The organism is Chryseobacterium herbae, from assembly GCF_025154075.1.
GTDB classification, from domain to species: Bacteria; Bacteroidota; Bacteroidia; order Flavobacteriales; family Weeksellaceae; genus Chryseobacterium; species Chryseobacterium herbae.
On the sequence record NZ_JAOAMU010000005.1, the window covers coordinates 390,342 to 416,734 of the forward strand.

Here is a 26,393-nt window from a genome sequence, read left to right on the forward strand (position 1 = left end):
GTCTTTTTTAAGAAACAGGAAATGAGATCGTAATCTTCAGCCCCTGTTCAGATTTATTGTCAAAAATAATAGCTCCATTGATAGCGGCAATACGGGTTCCCGTATTTGTAAGACCATTTTTATAGATCATATCACCGGGAATTCCGATTCCGTCGTCTGTATATTGGATTTTGACTGAATCATCAATTCTTTCAAACTTAAAAATAACACGCGAAGCCTGACTGTGTTTTTTCATATTCACCAGCATTTCCCGTACGACTTGATAGACTTCATCAAAAGAAGATTGGGAAACACAAGCCCAGATTTCGGCATCATTTCCTACCGTATAGGTTTCTGTATTTTCGTTCTTGAAAGAAGCGATCAGGGTTGATATTTTTTCTTTGAAATCTTTTTTATCATTTTCATGATCCGGTTTTTCGTATGAAATGTCCCTTGATTTCTCGTAAACAAATTCAAGTTCATCTAGTGCATGTTCCTTATCAAAATCTTCCTGGTTTTCTATTTTGGTCATCACCTGGTAGATGCCGTTGGCTACGACGTCGTGGATTTTTTTGGAGATTCTTAGCTGGTTTTCTTTGATCTTTAGCTCATTCTCTTGTTCAAGCCTTTTTTTTCTTTTTCTATACCAAAAGAACCCTCCGATTACTAATAATGATAACCCTCCTAATCCGACATTTCGTATTATAATTTTTATTTTATCTTCTGCTGTTTTAAGTTTTAATTGTTGATTTTCTGTTTCTTTTTTTTCCACATCATATTCTATAAGGGCAAAACTGTTTTTTGCTTCATCTTTAGAAGATTGTATGCTGTCATTTAGATATTTATATTCTTGAAAGTGCTTTTTTGTGTTTTGTGTTTTGTCTAGTTCAATTAAGCTTTGCAAGGATTCTAATTTATCGATTGGGTTCTTAATGATATCTGATAGTTTATACTTTTCATAGGTATGATATAAAGCTTTATCAGTATTCAATAAGGCATAATATTCTGCTAAATGAGAATGTGTGGATATTTGTCCTGGGACATCCTTCAGTTCTTTTTTTACATCTAAAATATATAATAGATTATTTTCAGGATTGTATGTATTATTTTCGAGCCACTTGGAATAATTGTAGTTATCAAATATTCGGGCATAATTTATTGTGTTTTTTTGCAGATTTTTATCATTAAGAAGGGAATCATAAATTTTGACACTCTTTGAATATTGTTTCAACTTTGTATAAAGATCTGCAATATTATTCTCGAGTGTAAATTGATGTTGTTTATCTGAATTTAAGTTTAAAGCTTTATTATACCACTTAAGCGACTCTGAATAACGCTTTAGATTTTTTTCAGAAATAGCTAAGTTATTATAGATTGAAGGTAAGTATGCACTGTCTTTAGGCTCAGACAATAAACTAAGAGCTTCTACAGATCTTTCATTGCTTGAATAATAATCGCCAATATTATTTAAGATAAAAGCTTTATAAATTAAGGATGATGCTATGTTAAGGGTATCCTTGTTCTGCTTGTAAATGTTTTCTGCCTTGGAGAATGATAAAAATGCTTTTTTATTCTCAGACTCGTTATATTGATTTTTGGCTTCTTCAAAAATTTTGTCAGCTTCTACTGTGGTGGGTGTTTTTTGTTTTTTTATATTTTTTTCTGAATCATTACAATTGATCATGAAGAAAAATAAAAATAAAATTATAAACTTGAGATTTGCCATGGATTACAGTTAATTAGTAGCTAAATATAAAAAAAGGGCGATAAACATCGCCCTTCTATTTTAATTATTTCTTAGGAGGAGGAATTTGCCCAGTTTCTCCGCTGGTGTCTCCTTCCGAACCTCCCGGGTTTACTCCGTCTCCGTCTGAACTCGTCTGCATAGTTACCGGAATAGGTTGGTCGTTATTATTTGTTGCTGTATTAGCGTTATTATTTGAAAATGCTAAACCTATTAGCATTAATATAAACTGGATCATTTCCTTAAAATTTTGAAGTTTTTAGACTGTTTTTCTTCCTCTCATGATTTTTGATCACGAGCAGTACACGTTTAAAATTTCGAAGCGCTTCTAATTTTTTTTGGGAAGTGAACCTTCAAAAACGGAGGAGAAACATCTGCTTCCCAACCCGGAGTTTTCCTCCGTTTTATCTGGTGAGTTTGAAATCAGTTTTGTAAATTTGTTTTTGTAATGTTTTGTTTGTCACTGATTTCTGAAGCAAAGATGCGGCAAATGATGACGCAGATGTTAGACACGTTTTGGACATCTGTGGACACGTTTTGGACAACGGAGGCCTTATGGGAATCCGTAATGTGGTATGATAGATAATCACCTATTTTGTAAAGACTGAAAAAACTATATATGTCCAAGAAAAAACTACTAATTCATGAGGTATTTGAGAAGGCAAGAAAGGATTTTCCTGCTGAAAGCACTAAGAATGGTTGGTGTAAAGAACTTGTTGATTATTTTGAGAAAAAGCTAAAGTTTATAATTAACGAAAAGACCTTCGTTAGGTACTATGATGCTTGTGTACGGGATAATAAAGAACCCAATATAAAAGACATAAAAATTCTGAATAAGCTTAGTGAATACTTAGGTTATACAGACTTCACAGATTTTTCCGGAACTTTTATTAAGAAAGATGAAACAATCAATAAAACGACCGTTAAAATAAAAGTAGATGAAGATGAAGAGTCTTTATCTGAGAAGTTTTCGAATCTGAATATCAATATTACCAATGAGCAGCATTTCAAACTACCTGATTTTATGAAACAGAATGGTTTAGGGATCATGGAGATTGCATTGCTTTTATGTCTCGTCACAGGAAATGTAGTTTTCTCTAATAATAAGAAGATATCTAATGGCTCTTCGTTTCCATTAAGCCTTATGTCGGGTTTACAAGTGGCTACAGATAAAAAATATATGTATTGGGGTGGGGAAAGATATATTGCTACGGACAGTAGCTTTATAAGACCTGGACTGGAAGTAAAGGCTATGAACGAGCATGTATTTCTGCATTTTAGAAAGATCAAAAGAAAAGATACCCTGACAGAGGCTAATGCTCTTGGAAAAACATGGTATTCAAAGTTTTATGGAAATGTTGAATTTTTTACAGATGATGGAGTAGATCCGGAAAATGGGAGGGAATTGAGAAAATCAACCTCTACTATTATTTATAAATATGCAGGAAAGCCAAAAGATTCAATAGAGGTTGAAGAATAATTTAGACATAAAAAAAGCGAACATCTACTAGATATTCGCTTTTATATTTTTTACGCCTCATTCAGCATTCCCAATTCTCCAAAATGTTTTTTAAACTTCTGGATCTTCGGGCCTACTACGGCGCTACAATACGGTTGGTTGGGATTGACGTTGTAATACCCCTGGTGATACTGTTCTGCCGGCCAGAACTTCTCAAATTGGGTAACTTCCGTTACGTAGGTTCCCTGCCATTTTCCTGATGCTTCAGATTTTTTAAGGGCTTCTTCAGCTTTCACCTTTTCAGCCTCGTCTTTATAATAGATCACAGAACGGTATTGTGTTCCGATATCATTGCCCTGTCTGTTCAGTTGGGTAGGATCATGAAGGAAGAAGAATACATCCATCAGCTGTGCATAAGAAATGATGTTTGGATCAAATGTAATCTGCACCACTTCCGCATGCCCGGTTTCTCCTGTACATACTTCCTCATAGGTCGGATTGTCTTTGTGACCTCCCGAATATCCTGATATGGCAGAATGAACGCCTTTAAGCATATTGAAACAGCTTTCCACACACCAGAAGCATCCGCCTCCGAAAGTGATCTGTTCTAAATTATTGTTATCCATTGTCTGTTGATTATTTTATTTACGGTTTTTCCTGTTCAGCGATGACACAAAATCAGTAAAAAACCAATCAAAAGTAAGAAAAAAGTTTTTCATTTTGGATGAGAAATCCGATGATTTAAAACAGAATTGATATGCTATTTTTTAGGTATTGGGGAATATAGAGTTTTATAAGTTGGATAAACGCAAAGGCGCAAGGCTGTACGTTAAAGAGCCTTTTTAAGGTGCAAGAAAATCAAAGATTATCAGCAATGTGATGATGAGATTGCTTCGTCGCTTTGCTCCTCGCAATGACAGCGGTATACAATTTTATCGCAGATAAAATCCTTGCGCCTTAAAGCATTCGAATAGGGAAAAGATTTGCGCCTTTGCGTTTATCAAAAAAAATTGCCGGATTAGCAGAGTTTGTTGGAAAATAGCAGCCTGCTTCAAACAAAAAAAGCACCCCAAAGGATGCTTTCATTATTATTTTAAAATCGTTTTTCAGTTATTTTTCCCAAACCAAAGCACTTGCTCCAAGAATGGCAGCATCGGCTTCGTCCAGCTCACTGAAAACCAATTTTACTTTATTTCTAAAGATCGGAAGAAGATTTCTCTCCATATGAAGTTTGGCAGGCTTTAAAATGAAATCACCGGCCTTGATGACACCTCCAAATAGAAGAATCGCTTCAGGTGAAGAAAACATCACGAAATTCGCTAATGCCTCACCCAGCTTTTGTCCTGTATATCTGAATACTTCAGTCGCGATAAGGTCGCCTTTCAACGCACACTCGTGTACCGTTTTTGAATTGATCGTTTCTTCAGGATATTGATTCAGCATAGATTCAGGAAACTCTGCTCTCATCTTTTTAGCGGTGATCGCAATTCCTGTTGCGGATGCATACGCTTCCAGACTTCCCTCAGATCCTGTACTCCAGTGCTTTCTTCCCCCAGGTTTTACAATGGTGTGACCCAATTCTCCTGCAAATCCGTCATGTCCGTAAATCAGGCTTCCGTTGGAAATAATTCCGCTGCCTACACCGGTTCCCAAAGTGATCATGATGAAATCTTTCATCCCGCGTGCAGCTCCGAAAAGCATTTCTCCAAGGGCTGCCGCATTGGCATCATTGGTAATGGTACACGGAAGATCGAATTTGGCTTTCATCAGCTCACTGAAAGGAACGAGTCCTTTCCATGGTAAATTGGGTGCCTGTTCAATGGTTCCTTTATAATAGTTGGCATTAGGAGCGCCTACTCCGATACCGTCAAAGTTTTTTTCTGTACCGTATTTATCGATCAGGGGTTTAACCTGTTCGTATAAAGCATCGATAAAGTCTTCTACCTGCTCGTATTCATCAGTTCTCAGATTTCCTTTTTCCAGAACTTCACCTCGGTGGTTCACCACTCCGAATTTTGTATTGGTTCCGCCAATATCAATTCCGAGAGCAACCTGTTTTGATAAATCTATTAATGACATTTCTATTTATAAATTCTAAAGGGTTAAAATTATAAAAAAGATTGTATTAATGGATTATTAACAAAACTTTTATTTAAAAAACTTTTACGCCGTTTTTACCGGTTTCTTTTTTCTTCTTCCCCACCAAATCATGAATCCTGTCACAGGCAGTGATGCGCAGATCAGGCTGACAACAAATGCAATGATCTTTGTAGGAAGCCCTAAAATAGCTCCAACGTGGATGTCGTAGTTGGCATTGACGGTTTTCTCACCAAAGTTTTTGTCCTTTGGATCGTGGGTGTGAAGAAGCTCTCCTGAGTTTTCATCAAAGATCAGACTGCTGCTTTTGTGATAAGAGTAAGAAAGATGTTTTACATAGACTTCAAAGTTCGGATGCTCATGATCGTCCATATGCTCATGGCCAAGATCAATGGCAAAACCGAATGCATCCGGGTATTTCAGAATAACGGTATTGATGACTTTATCCAGTGTTCCTTCAGTTCTTAATTCTATCGGAGCTTTGGTTTTAATGTGGGAGAAATCCGGATATTTCGTTTCTCCGCCGGAGAAGATCACGTAGATCATCGCCTGTACCACAAAGTAGGCATAAAATAATCCTGTGATCGTGAAGACTAAAGCAAAGATAGATGAATAGAATCCTAAGATATTGTGAAGGTCATAATTCTTTCGTTTCCAGCTTTTGATATTTTTCCATTTGAATGAGAAGCGTTGTTTTCTTGCTGCCTTGTTTTTAGGCCACCAAAGTACAATTCCGGAGATAAGCATAATCAGGAAGATGATCACGGGGATTCCCACTACATAAGGTCCCCAGTCCTGCTTCAACAGGAAGCTCCAGTGAATCATTTTTACGATATTGAAAAATCCGTTCTTTTCATCATAGACTCTTAGAACTTTTCCGTTATAAGGATTTACATAGGCGGCTTTATAGACCGGAAGTTCTTCAAAGTAATTCCAGGCTTTCGTGTTGTGCTCATACCAGTAAAATACATAGGATCTCTTTTTGTCGATGGGAATGTTCACCCAGTGTACAGGGTATTTTTCTTTTACCTGCTCCACCACGGTCTTTTCCATCAGTCGGATAGGAAGAACCTTTTTCTGATCTATATTTTGTTCATTGTGAAAGATCACATCCTTTCTGGTGAGGTTTTCTATTTCGTCTTTAAAAACATAGAGTGCTCCTGTAATGGAAATGATAAAGATCAGAAAGCCAATCCCCAGACCAAACCACAGATGCAGTTTGGCAGACCATTTTTTAAAGAATCCAGGCTTATTTTTATGATGATGTTTTTTCTTCATATCGCAGTTCAAAGTATCACAAAGATAAGTTTTACTTTTTATTTAGTTTAATTAAAATTTATATTCAAGCATTGCCGTACCTCTTGTTCCCAATGAATTTACGAACTCACTGTCACGTGCAGACCACCAGGCAATAGCAGGCTGATACATTTTGTTGAACACGTTTTCTACCCCTAAAGAGACCTTCCAGTTTCTATTGACTTCGTAGCTTGCTTTAAAGTTGAAAACGGTATAATCAGGAACATAACCTTCTCCGTATACATACAGTCCTGTTTTTGCATTAGGCTGGAATCTGTCCTGCTCAAAGGCATGCAGCATATCAACACCAAGAGATAATGTTGGGATAGGTCTGAACTGAACATAGGCCAGCACTTTAGGTGCAGAAATTCTGCTGTTGTTAATCTTTGCTGAGTAATCTCCGTCATCTTTTACGGAAGTAATTCCTTCCATCCAGCTGTAGCTTCCTCCGAAATTGACCCATTTGGCTGGTGTGAAATGAAGGAATCCTTCAACTCCGTACACAATTTCCGGTGATCTCTGAATGGTTAATGCTCTGTCTGCACTTTGCACAAATGATGCGCCCAGCTTTGAAGTACTTACATAAGAGGTGATCTCATAGTTGACCCATTTTGAAATCTGTCCTGTAGCACCAAATTCATAATTATTCACGATGATCGGTTTGGTTTCAAGATTCTGAATGGTTCCCTGAGTAGATGTTCTCAGAATTCTTCCCAGCTCGTTGATAGAATAGGATTGTGAAAAACTTCCGAACAGGTTTAGGAAAGGTTCAACGTTGTAACGTACCCCTAAATTGGCTACCAATGCATTATATTTTAGCTTTCCTCTGGTCACAAAAATGCTTGTTGTAAAAGTTCCGTCACTTTTAATGGAAGAAAGGGTATTAAAGTCACCTGCTTTCACGCTCATGTTTTCGTAGCGAAGACCTCCTTTGATGGTCAGTTTCTTTAATAAATCAACTTTAACCAATAGGAAAGGGGCCAGGTTGGTCATATTCATGTCCGGTGTCCAGTAGCGGCCGTCTTCCAGTTTCTGAACGGTCTGGTCATTCAGGATATCCATTCCGTACATGATTTCAGCCTGCGAATTTTGAGCGCTCCAAAGTTTGGTGTCAAAGTTAATTCTGGCTCCGTATTTTTTAGAGATCACATTGGACTGTCCTCCTCCGAAGAACGTGTCGCTGTATCCATATACGGTTTTGAAATCCTGCATGTAGGCATTGAAATTCAGTGAAGTAGTTCCCCAGAATAGATTTTGGTTATCATAGTTAATTCTGAAATTGTGGTTTTTAGGAGTTCCCTGAGGAGTCGTTTCCAGATTTTTTCCTACGCCTTCTCCAATGGTTGGTTTAATGCCATATTTCCCGGTTGCCAATCCTAAGCTGAGGTCAGATCTGGAGGAATATCCGATGTAGGAAGCTTCAATCCTTTGATCTTTGTTGATATCATACCCTATTTTAAGCATCCCGTTGTAGTTGTCCATTTTTGCGGTGCTGTAAGTAGGAGAGAGGCTTACTCCATCTGCATCCTTCATGTAGCCCGTTCTTTCGTAGGCAAGAGAGAAAACATAATCGAATTTATTCACCTTTCCGGATAAAAGCTGGCTGGCTCTTACTCCTAGTGTTCCGCCATAAGCCTGGCCTGTAAAGCCTATCTGGCTCAATCCTGAAATCTTTTTATCGGACTTGCTTCTTCTCGTGATATAGTTGATGATCCCACCATCTGCACCGTTTCCGTAGATAGATGATGCTCCTTTGATGACTTCGATTCTTTCAATCACTGAAGGATCGATAGACCTGATGTCTCTTGCTCCGTTTCTGAGTGGAGTAGACTGGGGAATTCCGTCGATAAGGACAAGAACCTGACGCCCTCTTAAAGTCTGTCCTGTGTTGGAAGTCTGTCCGGAGTTGGTTCCTAAACTGGGAACCGTATATTGAAGAATACTGGTGATGTCTGAATTAACAGTCAGCTGAGATTGGATCTGCTTTTCGGCAACGATCGTTACTGAGCTTGGTATTTCTTTGATACTTTCTTTTTTTCTGGAAGCAGTCATCACGACTTCATCCACGCTGTTGGTCTGGACACTGTCTTTAACCTGTGCAAAAACAGTTGCCGACCCTAAGCATGCGGCTGATAAAAGCGCTTTTTTCATTATATTTTCTTTCCTTGTTTTTTTTGTTTTCCCCACCATACCAGAAATCCTGTCACAGGAAGTGAAGTACAGATGAGTCCGGTAATGAACCATAAAATTTTTCCAAACAGCCCAAAGTAAGAACCTGTATGGATGTCGTAATTGGCATTGGCGTATTTTTCTGCATTGTTCAGTTTCTGATGAGGTTTTTCCGCCAGCAGTTTTCCTGAATATTTGTCAAAGACCAATGAATTCCTTTCGCTGAAACGTCCCTCTTCTCCGTATATGGTCACCGGAATGTTCTTTAATTCTTTTCCTTTTTTATTTTTTCCGTTCAGTGGAATTCTGAAACTGGAAGAGTGGGCATAAAGTTTTCTTGTTTCCTGAGCCGTAAGGTCATAGACCGAAGGGTTTTTAGCCATCAGAGAGTCGGGAGATTTGATTTCCTTTTCTTTCGGCTGTTCCAAAGATCCTGACAGGGCAAGATTGAACGTGTTTTTTACATACGGATATGCAAAATAGATTCCTGTAATGCTGATCAGTAAAGCGAAAAATGAGGCATAGAAGCCTAGTACATTATGAAGATCATAGTTTTTACGTTTCCAGGTTTTTACATTTTCCCAGCTGAACCAGAAGCGTCCTTTTCTTGCTTTTTTGTTCTTTGGCCACCATAATACAATTCCGGTGATGAGCATGAAAATAAACAGGACGGTAGGAATTCCTATGACATATTTCCCCCAATCTGCTTTTAATAATAAACTCCAGTGAATGGATTTTAAAATAGGAAAAAGGTCATATTTTTCATTGTAAACCGCTAAAATTTTTCCGGTATACTGATCTACATAGACGAGCTTATTGATTTTAACTTCTTCAAAATAATTCCAGCCTTTTTTGTTTTTTTCATAGTAAGAAAAACGGTAAGATCTATTTTTGTCCAAAGAAATTTCCACGGCATTCACCGGAAATTTTTCATTGAGTTCGAGACTGACTTTTTCCTTCAGGATGGCAATAGAAAGGGGCGAGGTTGTTGTTTCCTTTACATACATCGCTTCTTTTCGGAGGATGTTCTGTATTTCGTCTTTAAAAACATACAGAGTTCCGGTAAGCGAAACGATGAAAACAATGATACCAACGGACAAACCAAACCACAAATGCAGTTTGGCAGACCATTTTTTTGTAAAAGAAATTTTCTTTTTATGGGGGTGCCTTTTCTTCATAGCAAAAAGTTAACCTCCGAAGAGGCTAACTTTTGATTCTTTAAAATTTATATCCTATTGATAGTCTCCAGTTACGTGGAGCATTGTAGATCCAAGCGTAAGAACCGTCATCTGATCTGTAACCGCTGTAAAGCTTTCTGTTCAGAACATTGTTCAGCAATAGATTAACATCGAATTTTTTAGCCACATAAGAGATCCCGAAGTTGGTGTCAAAGTAATCTTCCAGACTCTGGTCATATTTTGCGGTGGTTCCGAACCAAGACTGTCTTCCTCCCTGATACTGATATCCAGCAGAAATACCGAATCCTTTTAGATTCCCATGTTCAAACCTGTAGCTTAACCAGGTGTTCTGTACGTTTTTAGCATTTCCGGGAGATTGCTGACCAATTTTTGAAGCATCACTGTCTTTGTTTGTTTTGGCATCTGTATAAGCATAGTTTACCACAATGTTTAATCCTCTTACAATTTCTCCTTTGATATCGGCTTCAAAACCACGAGATCTTTGTTCCCCAGTTGGAATCATAAAAGCATTTCCGCTGTTATCATTTATATTTCCGGCAACCAAAATGTTTTTTCTTCGGATTTCATATACTGCGACGGTAGAGTTCCATTTTCCTCCCATCCAGTCTTTTTTTAGTCCAAATTCAATATTCTGCCCTTTTAAAGGATCTGTAATTGAAGATCCGTTAATCCCCATTGCAGACTGAGGCGCGAACGTTTTATCAAAAACTCCATACACAGAGAAATCATCTTTAATAGAGTAGCTGGCACCCACTCTTGGAGTGAATTCTCCTGCCTGGTCAGCTTTTATAGGCGCTGAATTAGGATATCCAGAAAATGTTGTTCCACTTGTATATCTTCCTGCCAGTGTAATACGTAACTTATTATTAAGCATTCCTATTTGATCCTGAGCATAATAAGAAGTATATTTTACGCCCTGATCATTATAATAATTAGCATTTCTGTTTAGATAATAAGCGCTTTCAGGAGGCAGTGTATTTGGATTTACACCGTAAGCAATATTATAAATATCAATTGATCCTCCATCGCCTAAATAAGAGAAGTCAGCCTGGTATTTTCTATTTCCGTAATCGAATCCGGCAATGATTTTATGCGTAATATTTCCTGTTTCTAAACTTCCTCTCACGTAGGTCTGGAATATATTGTTTTTTCCGAGAGCCTGCCAGTTGCTTAAAGATCTGCTGAGAATATTTGGGTTTGAACCAGAGAATCCTCCCCACCATGAACCACCGTCATAGTTCATATCCATATAAGCATATTGTGTACTCCACACCCAGTCTTTGAATAATTTCTGATCCAGGGTTAAGAATAAGCTTTGATCCTTCACTTCTGTTTTCTTGAAGTTTGGGTCATTAAAGTTGGTATGAACATTCAATGAAGCATAGCCGTCATTAGACATTAAATAAGCTCCCGGCTGATTGAATTTTAAGAATTGGTAGTTATATTGTGCTGTAAATGTCGTAGTTTTTGTAGGTCTGAAAGTAATAGACGGAGCAATGATTATTTTGCTGGTCTTATCATTTTTTGACCATGATTTGTTGGAGCTACCCATCAGGTTTAAACGGTAATCCAAAACGCCATCCTTCACGATAACGCCATCAAGATCTGCTTCTCCTCTGAAAAGATTGTAGCTTCCCGTTGTGAATCTTACACTGTTGGCAAATTTTCCTGTTGGTTTTTTTGTTACCACATTATAAAATCCTGCCGGATCACCCATAGATCCCATGAATCCTGCGGGTCCTTTTACGAACTCTATCCTGTCAATAATAGACGCATCCGGGTTGATAGGCCCCCATGTGGAAGAAACATTCATTCCGTTCATATAAGTAGCAATACTTGCTCCTCTCATGAAAACGTTGGAATACACATTGTCCCAGTGTTCTACTTTTCTGGCACCACTTACGTTACGGACAATTCCTTCAGACATATTTAAAGTGATCTGGTCATTCAAAACCTGGCCGCTGATAGACTGTACGTTTTGTGGAAGTTCAATAATCGGGGTTTGCAGTCTTAATGATCCGGAAACCTCGTTAAGTTTATATTTCTGATAATATCTTCCGTTGACCACAACTTCTTCGATATCATTTGATTTAATAGTATCTTTTTCCTGAGCTAAAGCTAATATGGATGTTAATAATGCTGCTCCTATCGTTATTCTTTTCATTGTTTAAGTAGTGTCTGAATTAGAATTTGTAAGTGAAACTTCCTACCACATTAGCAAGAGGCTGTGCATTTGCCGTTGTAAATCCGTTCCAGTAATGTTCGCTGGTGAAGTTGTCTACTTTTACCCCGATTCTGAATTTTTTGGTATCATAGAAGGCATTCGCATTCAGGACCAGATATTTTGGAAGGATGAAAGTTCCCATCGTTGTAGAGTTGACAATTTTGTTGTCACTCGCATAGTTTCCTCCAACTCCGAATCCTAAGCCTTTTAAGTTTCCATCAAGAAACTGATAACTGGCGTTAAAGTTAACTAACCACGGAGATGAAGCTGTTGCTGGTCTTTTCCCTATTATGGTAGCATCTGCTTCGGTGTATTTCATATCATTGTAACTCACCCCTGCAATTACAGAGAATCCTTTTACCAGATATGCATTGGCTTCTAATTCCACTCCCTGGCTTCTTAATAAACCTGCCTGATTTTGGATTGCCTTTCCTGTAGACTGAACAAATTCTCCGGTATTGAGAAGGGTATTTTTAACTTTGATATTATAGTAGCTCAATGTCGTTGTAATCCTTCCTTTTAAAAGATTGGTTTTAAGCCCTCCTTCAAACTGATTAGCTCTTTCAGGGTCTGACAATTTCAGGTTTGAGGCAGCATCAGCAATGTAATATCCATTGCTTGTGAAACTGTTTTGGTAATTTCCAAAAACTGATACCTGTTCGGGAATGATCTGATAGACGATTCCGAATTTTGGAGACCACGCGGCCTGGGTATATGCACCTGCTATATTCTGTCCTATTTGTCCTCCTTTAAAATTAGAGCTTTCATATCTTAAAGATGTTAAAATATTAAGCCCTTGTACTGGAGTAATTACGTTGGAAATATAACCACTGTACGTATCTTTCTTTCCTGTACTGATATAGGTATTGTTTTTTGCAAAATCAGGCTGGTTTTGAAGATTGCTGTACATGGCAGACAATGTCTGTCCGTTCATATTGGAATAATCAGGAGCATTAAATGGAACCCAGTCAAAATTAGTAAACATAAAATACTGATTGTCATTCATTCTCATATAATCGAATCCTGCAACCGTTCTGTTTCTTACACTTCCGATATTAAAATCGAAATTGAAATTCTGCTGAAGCTGGAAGTAAGTTCTTTTACTGTCTCTGGTAGACTGGTCTGCTCTAACTATGCCCAATTCTGTATCATTTGGGTTTAGAGTGACCGCTGCTTTAGGTGCAAAGTAGAAGTAAGGGTTGAAGCCATCTGAATTGGAATAAGAAGTACTTACATTCGTAGATGATTTGGTGTGCTCATTAATTTTATAGTTAACCTGTCCGAAAAAGTTTCTGGCTTTTCCAGTGGTTTTCAGCCCATCACCTAAATAAGTCTGCTTATAATTATAACCTAATTTTTCAATTTTGTCCATGCTGTCTGCTCCTAGCTGTGCACTTGGTACATAGAAGAAAAAAGCAGTTTCAGGATAGGAATTTGTTTCAAACATTTCCAGTTCTGCATTGATCTCTAAATTGTCGGTAGGACGATACGTAATGGAAGGAGTGAATGCATAAAACTCATTTTTAGCATTTGTTTTCTGGAAAGTCCCCTGATTGGTATACGCCGTATTTAATCTGAATAATATTTTTTTATCTTTAGTTACCGGAGCATTAACATCAGCCTGAACTCTGTAATAGTTATAGCTTCCTCCTGCTAATGAAACAGCTCCCGCAAATGTTTCGAAAGGCTTTTTGGTGACTCTGTTTACAACTCCTCCATACGAAGTTACATTGCTTCCAAATAGAGTAGCAGAAGGCCCTTTTAATACTTCTATCCTTTCTACATTAATTGCATCCATAGAAGTTGTTATTGGTGCAACCATGCCATTTCTGATAGAATTTCCTGCCACAAAACCTCTTAAGTTCAGGTAGATTCCACCATCTCCAGCTCTGTTGGTAGCGCTCCACATTTTCTGTGCTCCGGCCACGTTTCTGAAAGCATCATCGACAGTAAACAGTAATTGGTTCTCTAAAATACCCTTATCAATTGAAGAATATACCTGTGGATCTTCTATAGCTTTTAAAGGCATTTTGTTAGAATATTCACTGTCCTTTTTTACGTAGGTGGTGAGGATTACTTCATCAATACTTTTAGTTCTATTTACCGTATCTTTCTGCTGGGCAACAGCTACAATGCTTGAAAGCACGGATATACTAAGGATTAGTTTCTTCATTATGATAAGTTTATTTTAAGTAATGTTTTATAATTAAAAAGAGCGGAACAGATAAAGTAAGCCATCCTAATACATCCCATATACCGTCGCCCAGTAATGCCGCGATCAATCCGAATAGAGAGAGAAAAGCCAGCAATAAGGGCATTCCCCAAAGTTTTAGAAAGGTGTTTTTCATCTTTATTCGTCTTTTGAAATGAGTTTCCACTGTTGTTTCTCTGATTTTCGTCTCGCAATCCACAAATACAGTCCTGTAATAAGTACCAGAATGGTGAAGACATCAAAGATTGTCCATACAATTTTCAGTACCATACCTCCATAGTTTCCAAAGTGGAGTGGCTCGGAGATGAAAAGAGCATTGACATACCAGGGCATATCTCTTGACTCTGTGACATCACCCGTTTTAGCATCGATTAAGACCGGTTTCAGTAATTTGGAAGTAAGTTCTGTATTACCACGCATAAAAACGGCGTAGTGGTGTTTGCTTGTAAAAGGAGTGCCTGGAAAAACAATCACAGACACTTTCATGTCACTGATTGTTTTCTCAGCAGATTTTTTAGCATCTTCAAGAGAGCTGAAATCTCCTGTCAACGGTTTTTGATTTTTGTAAGGAGCCGTCATTTCTGCAAGCTGTCCCTGCTGCCAAAGCCCTAAGATAACATCTGAAAGCGTGTTGATTACGCCCGTAAATCCTACAACAGCCATCCACGCTGTAATGGCAATTCCCAATAAATTGTGGGTATCCAGCCATTTAAGCCTTTTTGATCTGTTTTTGCGGACCATTCCAAAATCAAATTTTTTCATAATAGGACCATATAAAACAATCCCTGAAAGAATGGAGATCATGAAAAGCATTCCCATCAGACCTAAAAAAAGTTTTCCCGGAATTCCGAGAAACATATCTGTGTGAAGCTTTAGGATGATGTTCATAAGACCATCTGTTTTAGGAGCCCCTAAAACTTCGCCGGTATATTCATTTAAAACTAAATATTTGCTTTTTTCGTAAGGCGCATCAGGTTTGTCAACAACGTCAAAAAGAACTTTATTTTTATCATTTTCATCCCAAAAGACATATCTTACCTTTTCTCCGGGATATTTTGACTCTGCAATGGTAGCCAGTTTATCAAGACTTAATTTCTGCTGACCTTTGGACACAGCTTCCTTATTATCTTCTAAAAGATGTTCAATTTCCTCATGAAAAATCAACGGTAACCCTGTGATACAGAGATACAGCAAGAAAACGGTACAGATGAGGCTCGTCCATTTATGCCAATTAAACCAACGTTTTGCAGTTTTTAGCTTCATGAAGCAGTCAAATTTTTTGCAAATATATTGTTTTTAATTGTTCTAAATAAATAACAGGATTGATATTTATCATGAATTCATTAAGCACTGAATAACAAAACCCCGCTTCAGTCTGTGCTGAAGCGGGGTTTTTATGAGATTTTATTATTAATTCCTTAAGCGGGGATTTCTCCTTTGTATAGGAAAGAAATTATTTCTTTGTTCATTTTGTCTACCATTTCACTGAATAAGTGGAATGATTCCTGTTTGTAAATCACCAATGGATCTTTCTGTTCGTAAACGGCACCTTGAGAAGATCTTCTCAGGTCATCCATTTCACGAAGGTGAAGTTTCCAGTTTTCATCGATGATGGATAAAGTGATGTTCTTTTCAAAATCGTTGATCAAACTTTCACACTGAGTATCATAAGCTTCTTTCAGGTCAGCCACAATAGTCATTGTTTTGTGTCCGTCTGAGAAAGGAACCTGGATCATTTTAAACATTGAACCCTGATTCTGATATACATTCTCAATGATCGGGAATGATTTCTCTTTCAGTAAGTTCAGTTTCATTTTATAATCTTCCTGAGCCGCTTTGAAAACAAAATCTGTCAATTCAGGAATCTGCTTGCTCTTGAAATCATTTTCAGAAACCGGAGATTCCATCGTGAAGAACTTAATGATATCGAATTCGAAATCTTTATAGTTTCCTGTCGCTTTTCCTTTGGTAACAATTGAATTTGAAACATCGAAGATCATGTTCGTAATGTCATACTTAAGGTGATCTCCAAAAAGAGCATTCTTTCTTCTCTTATAGATTACGTCACGTTGTTTGTTCATAACGTCATCATATTCAAGAAGTCTCTTTCTGATCCCGAAGTTGTTTTCCTCTACTTTCTTCTGTGCTCTTTCAATAGACTTGCTGATCATAGAATGCTGAATCACTTCGCCCTCTTTATGACCCATTCTGTCCATCATTTTCGCGATTCTCTCAGAACCGAAAAGACGCATTAAGTTATCTTCAAGAGATACATAGAACTGAGAACTTCCAGGATCTCCCTGACGTCCCGCTCTACCTCTAAGCTGTCTGTCTACACGTCTTGAATCGTGTCTTTCAGTACCGATAATGGCCAAACCACCTGCTTCTTTTACTTCTTTAGTAAGCTTGATATCCGTACCACGACCTGCCATGTTCGTTGCAATGGTTACAACGCCCGGCTGTCCTGCTCCGGCAACGATCTCAGCTTCTTTCTTGTGAAGCTTCGCGTTCAATACCTGGTGTGGGATTTTTCTTAATTGAAGGGCCTTAGAAAGTAATTGAGAGATTTCAACAGAAGTCGTACCTACAAGTACAGGTCTTTTTGCTGCTGTTAATTTTTCAATTTCTTCAATAACGGCGTTATATTTTTCACGGTTAGTTTTGAAAACTAAATCCTGTCTGTCATGTCTTAAAATAGCACGGTTGGTAGGAATTACCACAACATCTAATTTGTAGATCTCCCAAAGCTCTCCTGCTTCTGTTTCAGCAGTACCGGTCATTCCCGCAAGCTTGTTGTACATACGGAAATAGTTCTGAAGCGTTACTGTTGCAAACGTCTGCGTAGCAGCTTCAATTTTCACATTTTCCTTAGCTTCGATCGCCTGGTGAAGACCGTCTGAATAACGTCTTCCTTCCATGATACGGCCTGTCTGCTCGTCAACGATTTTTACTTCACCGTCAATTACTACATATTCATCATCTTTTTCGAATAATGTATATGCTTTTAACAGCTGGCTCATCGTGTGTACACGCTCAGACTTTTCAGCGAACTCAGAGAAAAGTTTTTCTTTAGCTTCGAATTCTTCTTCTTTAGTCAGGTTTTTTGCTTCAACTTCAGCGATTTCTGTTCCGATATCCGGAAGAACGAAGAAGTTATTGTCAGAATTCCCCTGAGACATATATTCTACTCCTTTATCGGTAAGATCAACCTGATTGTTTTTCTCTTCGATAACGAAATAAAGATCTTTATCTACGATCGGCATGTCACGGTTGTTGTCCTGCATGTATTGCGCTTCAACTTTCTGAAGCAATGCTCTGTTTCCGCTTTCCGATAAGAATTTGATTAACTGTCTGTTTTTAGGAAGACCTCTGTAAGATTGTAGTAATTTGAATCCTCCTTCTTTTGTGTTTCCTGCCGCGATTAATTTTTTCGCTTCATTAAAGAGTGCGGAAACCGTTTTTTTCTGAACTTCAACGATTCTGTCGATAGAAGGCTTAAGAACATCGAATTCCTGTCTGTCTCCCTGAGGAACCGGACCCGAAATGATCAATGGTGTTCTGGCGTCATCTACCAATACGGAATCCACTTCATCCACAATCGCAAAGTTTAATTCTCTCTGCACAAGTTCTGAAGGTGAAGTTACCATGTTATCTCTTAGATAATCGAAACCGAATTCGTTATTCGTTCCGTATGTAATATCCGAGTTGTATGCTTTTCTTCTTCCGTCTGAGTTCGGCTGGTGGTTATCGATACAGTCGATAGACATTCCATGGAACTGATAAAGAGGGCCCATCCAGGCGGAGTCTCTTTTAGCAAGATAGTCATTCACCGTTACTACGTGAACACCTCTTTCAGAAAGTGCATTTAAGTAAATAGGTAATGTTCCTACCAAAGTTTTACCTTCACCGGTTGCCATTTCGGTAATTTTACCGCTGTGAAGAATAACCCCTCCGATAAACTGAACATCATAATGGACCATATCCCAGACTACAGGAGTTCCGGCAGCGTCCCAAGAGCTTTTCCAGATGGCAGTATCGCCCTGAATCTCTACGAAATCTTTACCCGCTCCGGCCAATTGTCTGTCCCAGTCTGTTGCTGTAGTACGGATTTCTCCATTCTGAGCCCATCTTCTAGCTGTTTCTTTTACCAATGCAAAAGCTTCAGGAAGAATTTGACCAAGAACTTTTTCTTCGATGTCGTATGATTCTTTTTTAAGAGCCTCAATTTTTGTGAAAAGAGCTTCCTTTTCATCTACATTAGGTGAATTTTTCACCTGCTCCTTTATCTGTTCTATCTGCGCTGTAATTTTGCTGGTTGCAGATTTAATATTTTCTTTAAATTCAGCAGTTTTTTCTCTCAGTCCATCATCAGTCAACTGTTGAATGGCTGGTTCTACAGCTTTGATTTTTGTTACAACTTTTTTTACTTCTTTTAGGTCCTGCGCTTTTTTGTCTCCCAAAAACCCTTTAAGAACTTTGTTTAAAAAACTCATAAATTTTTTGCTTTATGCTTAAAGTAATATGCTTTAAGCGTTTTACTGACACGCTTATCGTGTGAATTTTATATATAAAAAAGGGCAAAAAAGCTCTAAGCGCGCTGCTTAAAGCTTATTGCTTTAATTAATATTCGTCTTCGTTCCAAAGGAAATCCTCGTCGGTAGGATAATCACTCCATACCTCTTCGATAGATTCGTAGATCTCTCCTTCGTCTTCAATAGCCTGAAGGTTTTCTACAACTTCCATTGGTGCACCAGTTCTGATTGCATAGTCAATAAGTTCTGCTTTTGTCATTGGCCAAGGTGCGTCACTTAAGTAGGAGGCTAGTTCTAATGTCCAGTACATAATTTTCTAATTTTTTTGCAAAAGTATAAAATTAGCTTATATTATACGCTTTTTTATACTTGATTTTCAATTCTTTTTGATTAATTTTTGTTCATTGTCCGTCATAGACCGCATTACAGCTGTGCCAGCAACTTACATGATGTCATTTTCTCAAAAACCATTCCACAAATTTTTTTATGCCATTTTGGAAGTCCGTGTCTGGTTTGTAGTGTATTAATGTCTTAGCTTTTGTAATATCTGCATTGGTTTTCAGGACATCTCCCGGCTGCATTGGCAGAATTTTCCGTGTGGCAGAAATTCCCAGAGCATTTTCTATGGCAGCCAGCATTTCAGATAAAGTGACCACCTCGTTTTCACCCAGATTAATAATTTCATAAACCCCGGAATGATTTTCAAGATAAACAATGGACTTCATGATTCCATCGATGATGTCATCAATATAAGTATAGTCTCTGGCTGTATTTCCGTCGCCGTAGAATGGGATTTCCTGTCCCTCTGAGATTAGTTTTGTAAATTTGTGGATGGCCAGATCCGGCCTTTGCCTCGGTCCATATACTGTGAAAAAACGAAGCTGAATCATATCGATATGATACAGATTGTGGTAAACATGTCCTAAAACTTCACCACTCTTTTTAGTGGCGGCATACGGGGAGATCGGATGGTCTACATTGTCAGTTTCTGCAAATGGGGTCTTTTCGTTATTTCCATAAACACTTGATGAAGATGCACATATGAATTTGCTGACGTTGAATTCTTTACAAAGCTCCCAGAGATTCATCGTGCCGCGAACATTCACTTCTTCATATTCAAGGGGTCTTTCAATGGAAGGACGTACACCTGCAAGGGCAGCAAGATGGATAACAAGATCAATACTGTGGTTTTTAAAAATATGTTCAAGCCCTTTTTTATCACGAATATCCTGATAATACATCTGATAGGAGTCTGACCGGGAAATGTCAGCTAAATGTCTGATGTCTGTCTCTTTGTCCGAAAAATCAAAATCATAATTTTTACCGATAGACGCTAAAGTATTTTTAATTTTTATCTGATAATTGTAGAAATCATCAAAATTGTCAACGTTTATGACAGAATGTCCATTTCGTAATAATTTTTCTATTAAATGGGAACCTATAAACCCGCTTCCTCCAGTTACAAGATAAGTCATTTGTGATTTTTTAATGTCGCAAAAATATAAATTTACTTTTTGAAAATATAATCATTAAATTTACTTAAAAAAGTAATATAAACAGTATGCAGTTTCAAGGGCAAATTTTAAAAATGACGAGCTTCGACGCACAGCCGATACAATATTATCTAAATCTTTCAGGGGATCTTATCCATATGAATGAGCTTTTCGGAAAGGAGCTGCGTATAAAGCATACCGGATTTCAGTGTGTCAACTGCGGAGAAAATAAGCCTATTTACAGAATGGGATTCTGCAAGAGCTGTTTCTTTGAAAGCCCTTATGCCAGTGATACCATTATTCGTCCGGAATTATCCACAGCCCATTTGGGCGTTGCTGAGCGTGACCTGGAAGTTGAAAAACAAATCCAGTTGCAGCCTCACACCGTCTATCTTGCATACACCGGAGATGTAAAAGTAGGAGTGACCAGAAATACCCAGATTCCAACAAGATGGATCGATCAGGGGGCCACTTTTGCGCTGCCGATTGCCAGAACAGAAAACCGTTACGAAGCAGGAATGATAGAAGTTGCCTTAAAAGAACATCTTCCTGACAAGACCAACTGGAGAAAAATGCTTCAGGACAATTTCGAAGGAGAAATTGATCTGGCTGACTTCCAGCAGAAAATCAGACAGTACTTCCCTGATGACTTCCAAAAGTTCTACAGTGAGGGAGAAGATCTGTGGAGATTCGATTATCCTTTTGAAAAACCTGCGAAAGTAACATCATTCACCCTGGATAAAAAACCTGAGTTCACAGGAAAGCTTACGGGAATAAAAGGACAGTATCTGAGTTTTGATGGAGCAGATTTTATGAATGTAAGAGGTCATGAAGGCTATGTCATCGAGCTGGAGATAAAAAATTAATCTTATATTTAAGATGACAAACACCAAATCACAATATGAGAAAATGGGTCAAAAAGTTATTAATAAGCCTGGGAATTCTGCTGCTCATTCTTTTAGCTGCAAATTTCGGACTGAATATATGGCTTAAAACCCAACTTCCGGACTATATAAAGAAGAATACAGATTATAAGGTATCCTACAAAACACTGGATGTAGATCTGGGGTCAGGAAATATTTTTGCTGCAGGAATTACGGTAAACAGCAAAGACCCTCAAAATACTAACGTCATTGGCCTCCAGGGAACAATTGATACATTAAAAATCAGTCGTTTTGGGATCTATGATGCCATTTTTAATAAAAGAATCAGCTCATCTGATCTGTTGCTGGCTAGACCTAACTTAAATATCAGTCTTGCAAAACCCGTAGACCGTAAAACCGGAAAAAAAACAAATCCTGTCCTATTTGAAAATATCAGGATTAATAAAGGAACGATCAATATTTTCAAGCATACAAAACAGAAATTTTTATCGGTTCAGCAATTGGATCTGGTGGTGGAAAATCTTCAGATGACCGAAGAATCAGTAGAAGACAAGCTTCCGGTAGTTTTTGATCGTTATACGATTAAAGGAAAGGAGTTCTTCTTTCGCCCGGATAATATATATGCGATAACCATTAGTACTATCACGACTTCAGACGGACAGATGTCAATTGATAATTTCAGATTGATTCCACTGTTGTCTTTTAATCAGTTTAAAAGATTTTTTCCTCAAAAACCGAAACTTTTTGAATTTTCTATTCCCAAAATGGATTTTAAAGATGTGGTTTTGGCTAAAAACAAAATTTCGCTGGCCACTGCTGATTTCCAAAATCCCGTCCTTACCGTTTACAATACCGGAGTAAAACCTAAAAAGACAGAGAAAAAACTGAATTTTGAAGTTAATTTAGAAGATATAAAACTCAATAACGCTTCCATACTCATCAATAAACCTGATGGCAGCAGATTACTTTCCGCAAAAACATTAAATATAAAAGTCAACCAGTTAAAATTTGACAAGATTACCGCAGAAGAGGTGATTCCTGTCGGATATAAAGATTTTCATGTTTCAGGAAGAGATATTCAGTATTCAAATCACCAGAATTTCACGGTTGAAAGCATTGCATTGAATCCAAAAAGCGGTGAAATCAGAAATCTGGTATTGTCTCCCGGAGTTCCGGAGGCAGGAAAAGGTTCAATGGATCTGAAAACCGGACATATCGCTTTTAACATTAATAAGTTTGAATTTATTGAAAAGAAACTGAATCTGGATCTCAAAGATGTCCTGGTTGAAAATGTAAGCGGAACAGTTAAGGCGGGGGTGAATAAGCCCAAGAAGAATCCAGGACCGACAATCATCAATTCGATCATCGTCCGGAAAATGTCTCTTAAGAATTCTGATGTTGTATATGATAAAGGAATGCAGCCGCTTGCCTTTCATGATCTGAATGCTACGGTTAACACCATTGAAATAGCACCTAAACCAAATAATCAGGGACTTTCCTTTAAAGTGAAAGACTATTTCCTGACCACAAGGAATTTTGCGTACCGAACAAAGTTTTATAATTTAAGCGCCGGTCTCTTAAAATTAAATAAAAATAGGATTCAGGTTAATAATTTTATCATGAAACCCCTCGTTTCGAGGGCGCAGTTTATCAAAATGATCCCTGTAGAGCGCGACCTGTATGATATCAAAGTTTCTCAGATTGCAGCAGATGGGCATTGGGATTTGTTTTCAGATAATAAATCAATCAATGCTTCCAATGTAGCGGTTCTTGGGGCAGATGCCAATATTTTCAGAAGTAAGATCCCAAATGATGATCCGAAAGTGAAGCCATTGTATTCCAAATTGCTCCGTTCCATAAAAATTCCAATGACAGTCAATAACCTTGATCTGAAAAATTCCGTTTTGGTTTACGAAGAAGATACACCGGAAAGTGCCGGCCCGGGAAAACTGACTTTTGCTAATTTTAATATGAACGTTAAAAACCTGAATTCTGCCAAAACAAAAGGAAAGCCTACAAAAGTGGATATCAGGATCAACTGCTCGTTCATGAATCTTGCCCCTCTCTCGGTGAACTGGAATTTTGATGTCGCAGATCATAATGACGGTTTTGCCATTTCAGGAAAGACATCCAATCTTCCGGCAAGTGGAATCAATCCATTTATCAGACCATATCTTCATGTAACAGCCACTTCTGGAACGATTCAGGAAATGCTGTTCAATTTTAAAGGAAACCCGGCTGGACTGAATGGAACATTCAATCTGAAACATAAGGATCTTAAAATTGCCGTCTTAAATAAAAATAATCAGGAGAAAAAAGGAGTACTCACCGCTGTTGCAAATCTTTTTATCAGATCCGATTCTGGAAAGTATCCTGAAGCTGTGGCCGTGGAAAATGTTGAACGGGATCCTACAAAATCATTTTTCAATCTTTTCTGGAAAGGAATTGAACAAGGTTTAAAGAAAACACTTATCGGAAAAAACATCGAGAAAACAGAAAAAACGGTAAAAAGTGCTGTTTCTTCTGTAAAGGAAGTGAAACAAACGGTCAAAGAGCTGAAGAAGGAGATTAAAGCCAAAAAGGAAGACCCTAAACCAAAGGAAGAGAAAAAAGAAAAGAAAGGATTTCTAAAGAATATTTTCAAGAAAAAAGAAACCCCGGTAACTGAATAGTTCCGGGGATATATATGTATTCTGGTTGAAGAAAGGATTAGAAATTAAATTCTTCACTTTCCTGAACAGGAATATCTCTCAAAAATTCATCAAACTTTTCGCCGGGATAATTGCTGTCGGCTCCGTAAGAATCTATGATCATACCACGGTTTCCGGCGTTATCTTTCAGTACATATAAAACCGCATTATCATCGGGGTTGCTGTCACCTTCAAAACGATAGGTCTTTAAAATGATAAGTTCAGAAGGTTGATATACCTTATCTGAATTCTCAAACTTCATTTCACATTTGTCGTTCATTCTGAATTCACGGTGAATTCCTCTTTCTGAAAGGGTTTTCATAACCTGGCTTAAGGTGGTCATTCTATCGGTATATTCTGAATTATCCATAATATTATTTTTTTAGGTAAGTACAATAATTAAACCATTGATTTGCTAAATTTAATAAAAAAGGGAATTACATTTTTAGGTGAAATAAAGTTTAATGTTAACAAAATTTATAATTTAAAACAGAAAATTAGGTACACTTTTTGCAGTAGGTACCATATTAAATCGGACGAAATATGAAAAAAGAAGTTGGCGTTTTACTGGCAGGAGGTGTTGGTCTTTTGGCTGTATTAGGTTTTATTGGATTAAAGAAAATATTGACTAAAAAAGATAAAAAATATAGTGATACCTATTCGGATTATCACAGACATTTTGATGACAAAAACCACGAAGATGAATATCACGGAGTGGAATTTTATGCGCTGAAGTAGTAAAAGAATATATTTAATTATGTGAAATCCGGCTCCTTTTTAAGGGTCGGATTTTTTCTGTGGATAACTTTAATGTTAAAACTCATTATTTAATAAGAAATCCATTCTAATTTTACATCATAATGCAGAACGAAAATTTCAAAAAAGGACAAGGCGCACAGTCGAACGTTATCAATCGTTTCGACCGGTATACCTATGAGCCGGAAGAAGAAGATTTCGAAGCGGTAAAAACCACTTTTACGGAAGTTTTCCCAAAAAGCATTGTGAATCAGGTAAAAAGTGAAGATCTCCCCATGGAATATTCCATGAATCCTTATCAGGGCTGTGAACATGGCTGTTCCTATTGCTTTGCAAGACCTACCCATGAGTATTGGGGCTACAGCGCAGGAATTGATTTTGAAAGGAAAATCATGGTGAAGAAAAATGCTCCTGAACTTTTGGAAAAATTTTTTCAGAAAAGAGGTTACAAACCGGCACCAATTCTCCTCTCAGGAAACACCGATTGCTATCAGCCTGCGGAAAGACAGTTTGAGATCACCCGAAAACTTCTTCAGGTTTGTCTGGATTACAGACATCCTGTCAATGTTCTGACAAAAAATGCACTTGTGCTGAGGGATCTTGATATTTTAAAACCGATGGCGGAACAGAATCTGGTTTCAGTTTCACTTAGTATTCCTACTATTAATGAAGAGTTGAGACGGAAAATGGAACCGCGTACTAGTTCAGCTCCAAATAAATTGAAGGCCATAGAAGTTCTTACAGAGAATAAAATTCCTGTTCATGTTATGGTGGCACCTATTATTCCTGGTCTGAACAGTGATGAGCCGTTGAACATTTTGAAATCTATTTCAGATGCAGGCGCATTGAGCTTCGGATACACCTTGGTAAGATTGAATGATACCGTAGAACCTGTTTTTGTTAATTGGATCGAGTCACATTTTCCGGACAGGGCGCAAAAGGTTTTAAATCTTATCCGTTCTATGCGCGGTGGAAAACTGGGAGACAAAAGATATTTTGAAAGACAGAGAGGAGAGGGCAACATCGCAGACATGATTCATACTACATTTAAGATCGGAAGAAAGAAGTTTTTTGAAGGCAAAGAATTTCCTAAGCTTTCCACTGCGAATTTTACCGGAGCAAAAGATCAGCAGCTAAGACTGTTTGATTGATAGATCTTATACCTTATATATATGATGAAACCAGATGTATGATGACAAGTATATAATTAATATATATAGTATAAGATTCAATAGAAGCGGGCTTTAGCCCGCTTACAATATATGTTCATTCTAAAAGGCTTTAGCCAAAACTTACAAACTAATCCTCTATTTCCGGTTTTCCTCATTAAAAGTAAAATCCGATACATCCGGAAACGGCGGTTTAAATCTCAAATCCGGTGATATCATAGGTCTGGAAAAGTCTTATGCCGAGTTTTTGAGCCTGATCTATGAACATACTAAAAGGTAGAATCACTACTAAAGAAAAGGAGAGCGGTAAAATTAAACATTAGTTTAAAATTTTTCTCTCTGCATACCAGTGTTTTATGATTTAAAGGGGCTTGTTCGTGAATTTTAAGTTAAATAAATTTGTTTTGCGTTTGAATAAGTTGTTATCTTTGCCCCACTGAAAAACGAGAGTATTTCGGTAGCACAGAAGAGCTTTTAGATAAGCATAATA

General features: G+C 37.7%; 20 protein-coding genes. 5 read left to right on the plus strand and 15 right to left on the minus strand.

What is annotated here, in order from left to right:
• Window positions 1-7: 7 nt before the first annotated feature.
• The gene (locus tag N0B48_RS17170) at window positions 8-1,663 is read right to left on the minus strand and encodes a tetratricopeptide repeat-containing sensor histidine kinase (RefSeq protein WP_259840141.1); all 1,656 of its coding nucleotides are present in this window, start codon (window positions 1,661-1,663) and stop codon (window positions 8-10) included.
• A 106-nt stretch (window positions 1,664-1,769) separates the two neighbouring features.
• A complete protein-coding gene (locus N0B48_RS17175; RefSeq protein ID WP_259840143.1) occupies window positions 1,770-1,961 on the minus strand; it encodes a hypothetical protein in 192 nt (63 codons plus the stop codon).
• Between the two features lie 381 nt (window positions 1,962-2,342).
• Here N0B48_RS17175 and N0B48_RS17180 point away from each other — a divergent pair, with 381 nt between their 5' ends.
• Window positions 2,343-3,203, plus strand: a complete 861-nt coding sequence (locus N0B48_RS17180) for a hypothetical protein (protein ID WP_259840144.1) — start codon at window positions 2,343-2,345, stop codon at window positions 3,201-3,203.
• 50 nt (window positions 3,204-3,253) lie between these two features.
• On the opposite strand, the gene msrA is transcribed toward N0B48_RS17180, so the two are convergent.
• The 12 genes from msrA to N0B48_RS17240 form a co-directional block, all read right to left on the minus strand.
• Window positions 3,254-3,808, minus strand: coding sequence for a peptide-methionine (S)-S-oxide reductase MsrA (gene msrA, locus N0B48_RS17185; RefSeq protein WP_259840145.1), 555 nt, complete (start codon window positions 3,806-3,808; stop codon window positions 3,254-3,256).
• 484 nt (window positions 3,809-4,292) lie between these two features.
• Window positions 4,293-5,261, minus strand: a complete 969-nt coding sequence (locus N0B48_RS17190; protein WP_259840147.1) for an ROK family protein — start codon at window positions 5,259-5,261, stop codon at window positions 4,293-4,295.
• An 84-nt stretch (window positions 5,262-5,345) separates the two neighbouring features.
• Window positions 5,346-6,557, minus strand: a complete 1,212-nt coding sequence (locus tag N0B48_RS17195) for a PepSY-associated TM helix domain-containing protein (protein ID WP_259840149.1) — start codon at window positions 6,555-6,557, stop codon at window positions 5,346-5,348.
• A 51-nt stretch (window positions 6,558-6,608) separates the two neighbouring features.
• Window positions 6,609-8,726 carry a TonB-dependent receptor gene (locus N0B48_RS17200; RefSeq protein ID WP_259840151.1) on the minus strand — a complete coding sequence of 706 codons (2,118 nt, stop codon included), beginning with the start codon at window positions 8,724-8,726 and terminating at the stop codon, window positions 6,609-6,611.
• A complete protein-coding gene (locus N0B48_RS17205) occupies window positions 8,726-9,922 on the minus strand; it encodes a PepSY-associated TM helix domain-containing protein (protein WP_259840153.1) in 1,197 nt (398 codons plus the stop codon). Before N0B48_RS17205 ends, N0B48_RS17200 begins: the two co-directional genes overlap by 1 nt.
• Before the next feature lie 40 nt (window positions 9,923-9,962).
• Entirely contained in the window at window positions 9,963-12,107 is a 2,145-nt protein-coding gene (locus N0B48_RS17210; RefSeq protein WP_259840155.1) for a TonB-dependent siderophore receptor, read from the minus strand.
• Between the two features lie 19 nt (window positions 12,108-12,126).
• Window positions 12,127-14,340: a TonB-dependent siderophore receptor gene (locus N0B48_RS17215; protein ID WP_259840157.1), complete on the minus strand. Its 2,214-nt coding sequence runs from the start codon at window positions 14,338-14,340 to the stop codon at window positions 12,127-12,129.
• Window positions 14,341-14,350: 10 nt separating this feature from the next.
• A complete protein-coding gene (locus tag N0B48_RS17220; RefSeq protein WP_259840158.1) occupies window positions 14,351-14,515 on the minus strand; it encodes a hypothetical protein in 165 nt (54 codons plus the stop codon).
• Window positions 14,516-14,517: 2 nt separating this feature from the next.
• On the minus strand, window positions 14,518-15,642 hold the full coding sequence (locus N0B48_RS17225; RefSeq protein ID WP_259840159.1) for a PepSY-associated TM helix domain-containing protein: 1,125 nt from the start codon (window positions 15,640-15,642) through the stop codon (window positions 14,518-14,520).
• Between the two features lie 155 nt (window positions 15,643-15,797).
• A complete protein-coding gene (gene secA, locus N0B48_RS17230; RefSeq protein WP_259840161.1) occupies window positions 15,798-18,872 on the minus strand; it encodes a preprotein translocase subunit SecA in 3,075 nt (1,024 codons plus the stop codon).
• A 127-nt stretch (window positions 18,873-18,999) separates the two neighbouring features.
• A complete protein-coding gene (locus tag N0B48_RS17235; protein WP_002662059.1) occupies window positions 19,000-19,221 on the minus strand; it encodes a DUF2795 domain-containing protein in 222 nt (73 codons plus the stop codon).
• Between the two features lie 142 nt (window positions 19,222-19,363).
• Entirely contained in the window at window positions 19,364-20,386 is a 1,023-nt protein-coding gene (locus tag N0B48_RS17240) for a GDP-mannose 4,6-dehydratase (RefSeq protein ID WP_259840162.1), read from the minus strand.
• Window positions 20,387-20,472: 86 nt separating this feature from the next.
• Here N0B48_RS17240 and N0B48_RS17245 point away from each other — a divergent pair, with 86 nt between their 5' ends.
• Both N0B48_RS17245 and N0B48_RS17250 read left to right on the plus strand, forming a co-directional pair.
• The gene (locus N0B48_RS17245) at window positions 20,473-21,270 is read left to right on the plus strand and encodes a DUF2797 domain-containing protein (protein ID WP_259840163.1); all 798 of its coding nucleotides are present in this window, start codon (window positions 20,473-20,475) and stop codon (window positions 21,268-21,270) included.
• 35 nt (window positions 21,271-21,305) lie between these two features.
• Complete coding sequence (locus tag N0B48_RS17250) at window positions 21,306-23,960, plus strand: hypothetical protein (RefSeq protein WP_259840164.1); 2,655 nt, start codon at window positions 21,306-21,308, stop codon at window positions 23,958-23,960.
• A 37-nt stretch (window positions 23,961-23,997) separates the two neighbouring features.
• Here the strand turns inward: N0B48_RS17250 and N0B48_RS17255 are convergent, their stop codons facing one another.
• The gene (locus N0B48_RS17255) at window positions 23,998-24,348 is read right to left on the minus strand and encodes a hypothetical protein (RefSeq protein ID WP_047456460.1); all 351 of its coding nucleotides are present in this window, start codon (window positions 24,346-24,348) and stop codon (window positions 23,998-24,000) included.
• Window positions 24,349-24,521: 173 nt separating this feature from the next.
• Between N0B48_RS17255 and N0B48_RS17260 the strand changes: the two genes are divergently transcribed.
• On the plus strand, window positions 24,522-24,716 hold the full coding sequence (locus N0B48_RS17260) for a hypothetical protein (RefSeq protein ID WP_034724644.1): 195 nt from the start codon (window positions 24,522-24,524) through the stop codon (window positions 24,714-24,716).
• 122 nt (window positions 24,717-24,838) lie between these two features.
• On the plus strand, window positions 24,839-25,885 hold the full coding sequence (locus N0B48_RS17265) for a PA0069 family radical SAM protein (RefSeq protein ID WP_259840165.1): 1,047 nt from the start codon (window positions 24,839-24,841) through the stop codon (window positions 25,883-25,885).
• The last annotated feature ends 508 nt before the right edge of the window (window positions 25,886-26,393 follow it).

What these genes read in the sequence shown, in the direction of transcription:
- N0B48_RS17170 (WP_259840141.1), bottom strand. Translation starts at nt 1,663, where the DNA reads ATGATCAATTGTAATGATTCAGAAAAAAATATAAAAAAACAAAAAACA.
- N0B48_RS17175 (WP_259840143.1), bottom strand. Translation starts at nt 1,961, where the DNA reads ATGATCCAGTTTATATTAATGCTAATAGGTTTAGCATTTTCAAATAAT.
- N0B48_RS17180 (WP_259840144.1), top strand. Translation starts at nt 2,343, where the DNA reads ATGTCCAAGAAAAAACTACTAATTCATGAGGTATTTGAGAAGGCAAGA.
- msrA (WP_259840145.1), bottom strand. Translation starts at nt 3,808, where the DNA reads ATGGATAACAATAATTTAGAACAGATCACTTTCGGAGGCGGATGCTTC.
- N0B48_RS17190 (WP_259840147.1), bottom strand. Translation starts at nt 5,261, where the DNA reads ATGTCATTAATAGATTTATCAAAACAGGTTGCTCTCGGAATTGATATT.
- N0B48_RS17195 (WP_259840149.1), bottom strand. Translation starts at nt 6,557, where the DNA reads ATGAAGAAAAAACATCATCATAAAAATAAGCCTGGATTCTTTAAAAAA.
- N0B48_RS17200 (WP_259840151.1), bottom strand. Translation starts at nt 8,726, where the DNA reads ATGAAAAAAGCGCTTTTATCAGCCGCATGCTTAGGGTCGGCAACTGTT.
- N0B48_RS17205 (WP_259840153.1), bottom strand. Translation starts at nt 9,922, where the DNA reads ATGAAGAAAAGGCACCCCCATAAAAAGAAAATTTCTTTTACAAAAAAA.
- N0B48_RS17210 (WP_259840155.1), bottom strand. Translation starts at nt 12,107, where the DNA reads ATGAAAAGAATAACGATAGGAGCAGCATTATTAACATCCATATTAGCT.
- N0B48_RS17215 (WP_259840157.1), bottom strand. Translation starts at nt 14,340, where the DNA reads ATGAAGAAACTAATCCTTAGTATATCCGTGCTTTCAAGCATTGTAGCT.
- N0B48_RS17220 (WP_259840158.1), bottom strand. Translation starts at nt 14,515, where the DNA reads ATGAAAAACACCTTTCTAAAACTTTGGGGAATGCCCTTATTGCTGGCT.
- N0B48_RS17225 (WP_259840159.1), bottom strand. Translation starts at nt 15,642, where the DNA reads ATGAAGCTAAAAACTGCAAAACGTTGGTTTAATTGGCATAAATGGACG.
- secA (WP_259840161.1), bottom strand. Translation starts at nt 18,872, where the DNA reads ATGAGTTTTTTAAACAAAGTTCTTAAAGGGTTTTTGGGAGACAAAAAA.
- N0B48_RS17235 (WP_002662059.1), bottom strand. Translation starts at nt 19,221, where the DNA reads ATGTACTGGACATTAGAACTAGCCTCCTACTTAAGTGACGCACCTTGG.
- N0B48_RS17240 (WP_259840162.1), bottom strand. Translation starts at nt 20,386, where the DNA reads ATGACTTATCTTGTAACTGGAGGAAGCGGGTTTATAGGTTCCCATTTA.
- N0B48_RS17245 (WP_259840163.1), top strand. Translation starts at nt 20,473, where the DNA reads ATGCAGTTTCAAGGGCAAATTTTAAAAATGACGAGCTTCGACGCACAG.
- N0B48_RS17250 (WP_259840164.1), top strand. Translation starts at nt 21,306, where the DNA reads ATGAGAAAATGGGTCAAAAAGTTATTAATAAGCCTGGGAATTCTGCTG.
- N0B48_RS17255 (WP_047456460.1), bottom strand. Translation starts at nt 24,348, where the DNA reads ATGGATAATTCAGAATATACCGATAGAATGACCACCTTAAGCCAGGTT.
- N0B48_RS17260 (WP_034724644.1), top strand. Translation starts at nt 24,522, where the DNA reads ATGAAAAAAGAAGTTGGCGTTTTACTGGCAGGAGGTGTTGGTCTTTTG.
- N0B48_RS17265 (WP_259840165.1), top strand. Translation starts at nt 24,839, where the DNA reads ATGCAGAACGAAAATTTCAAAAAAGGACAAGGCGCACAGTCGAACGTT.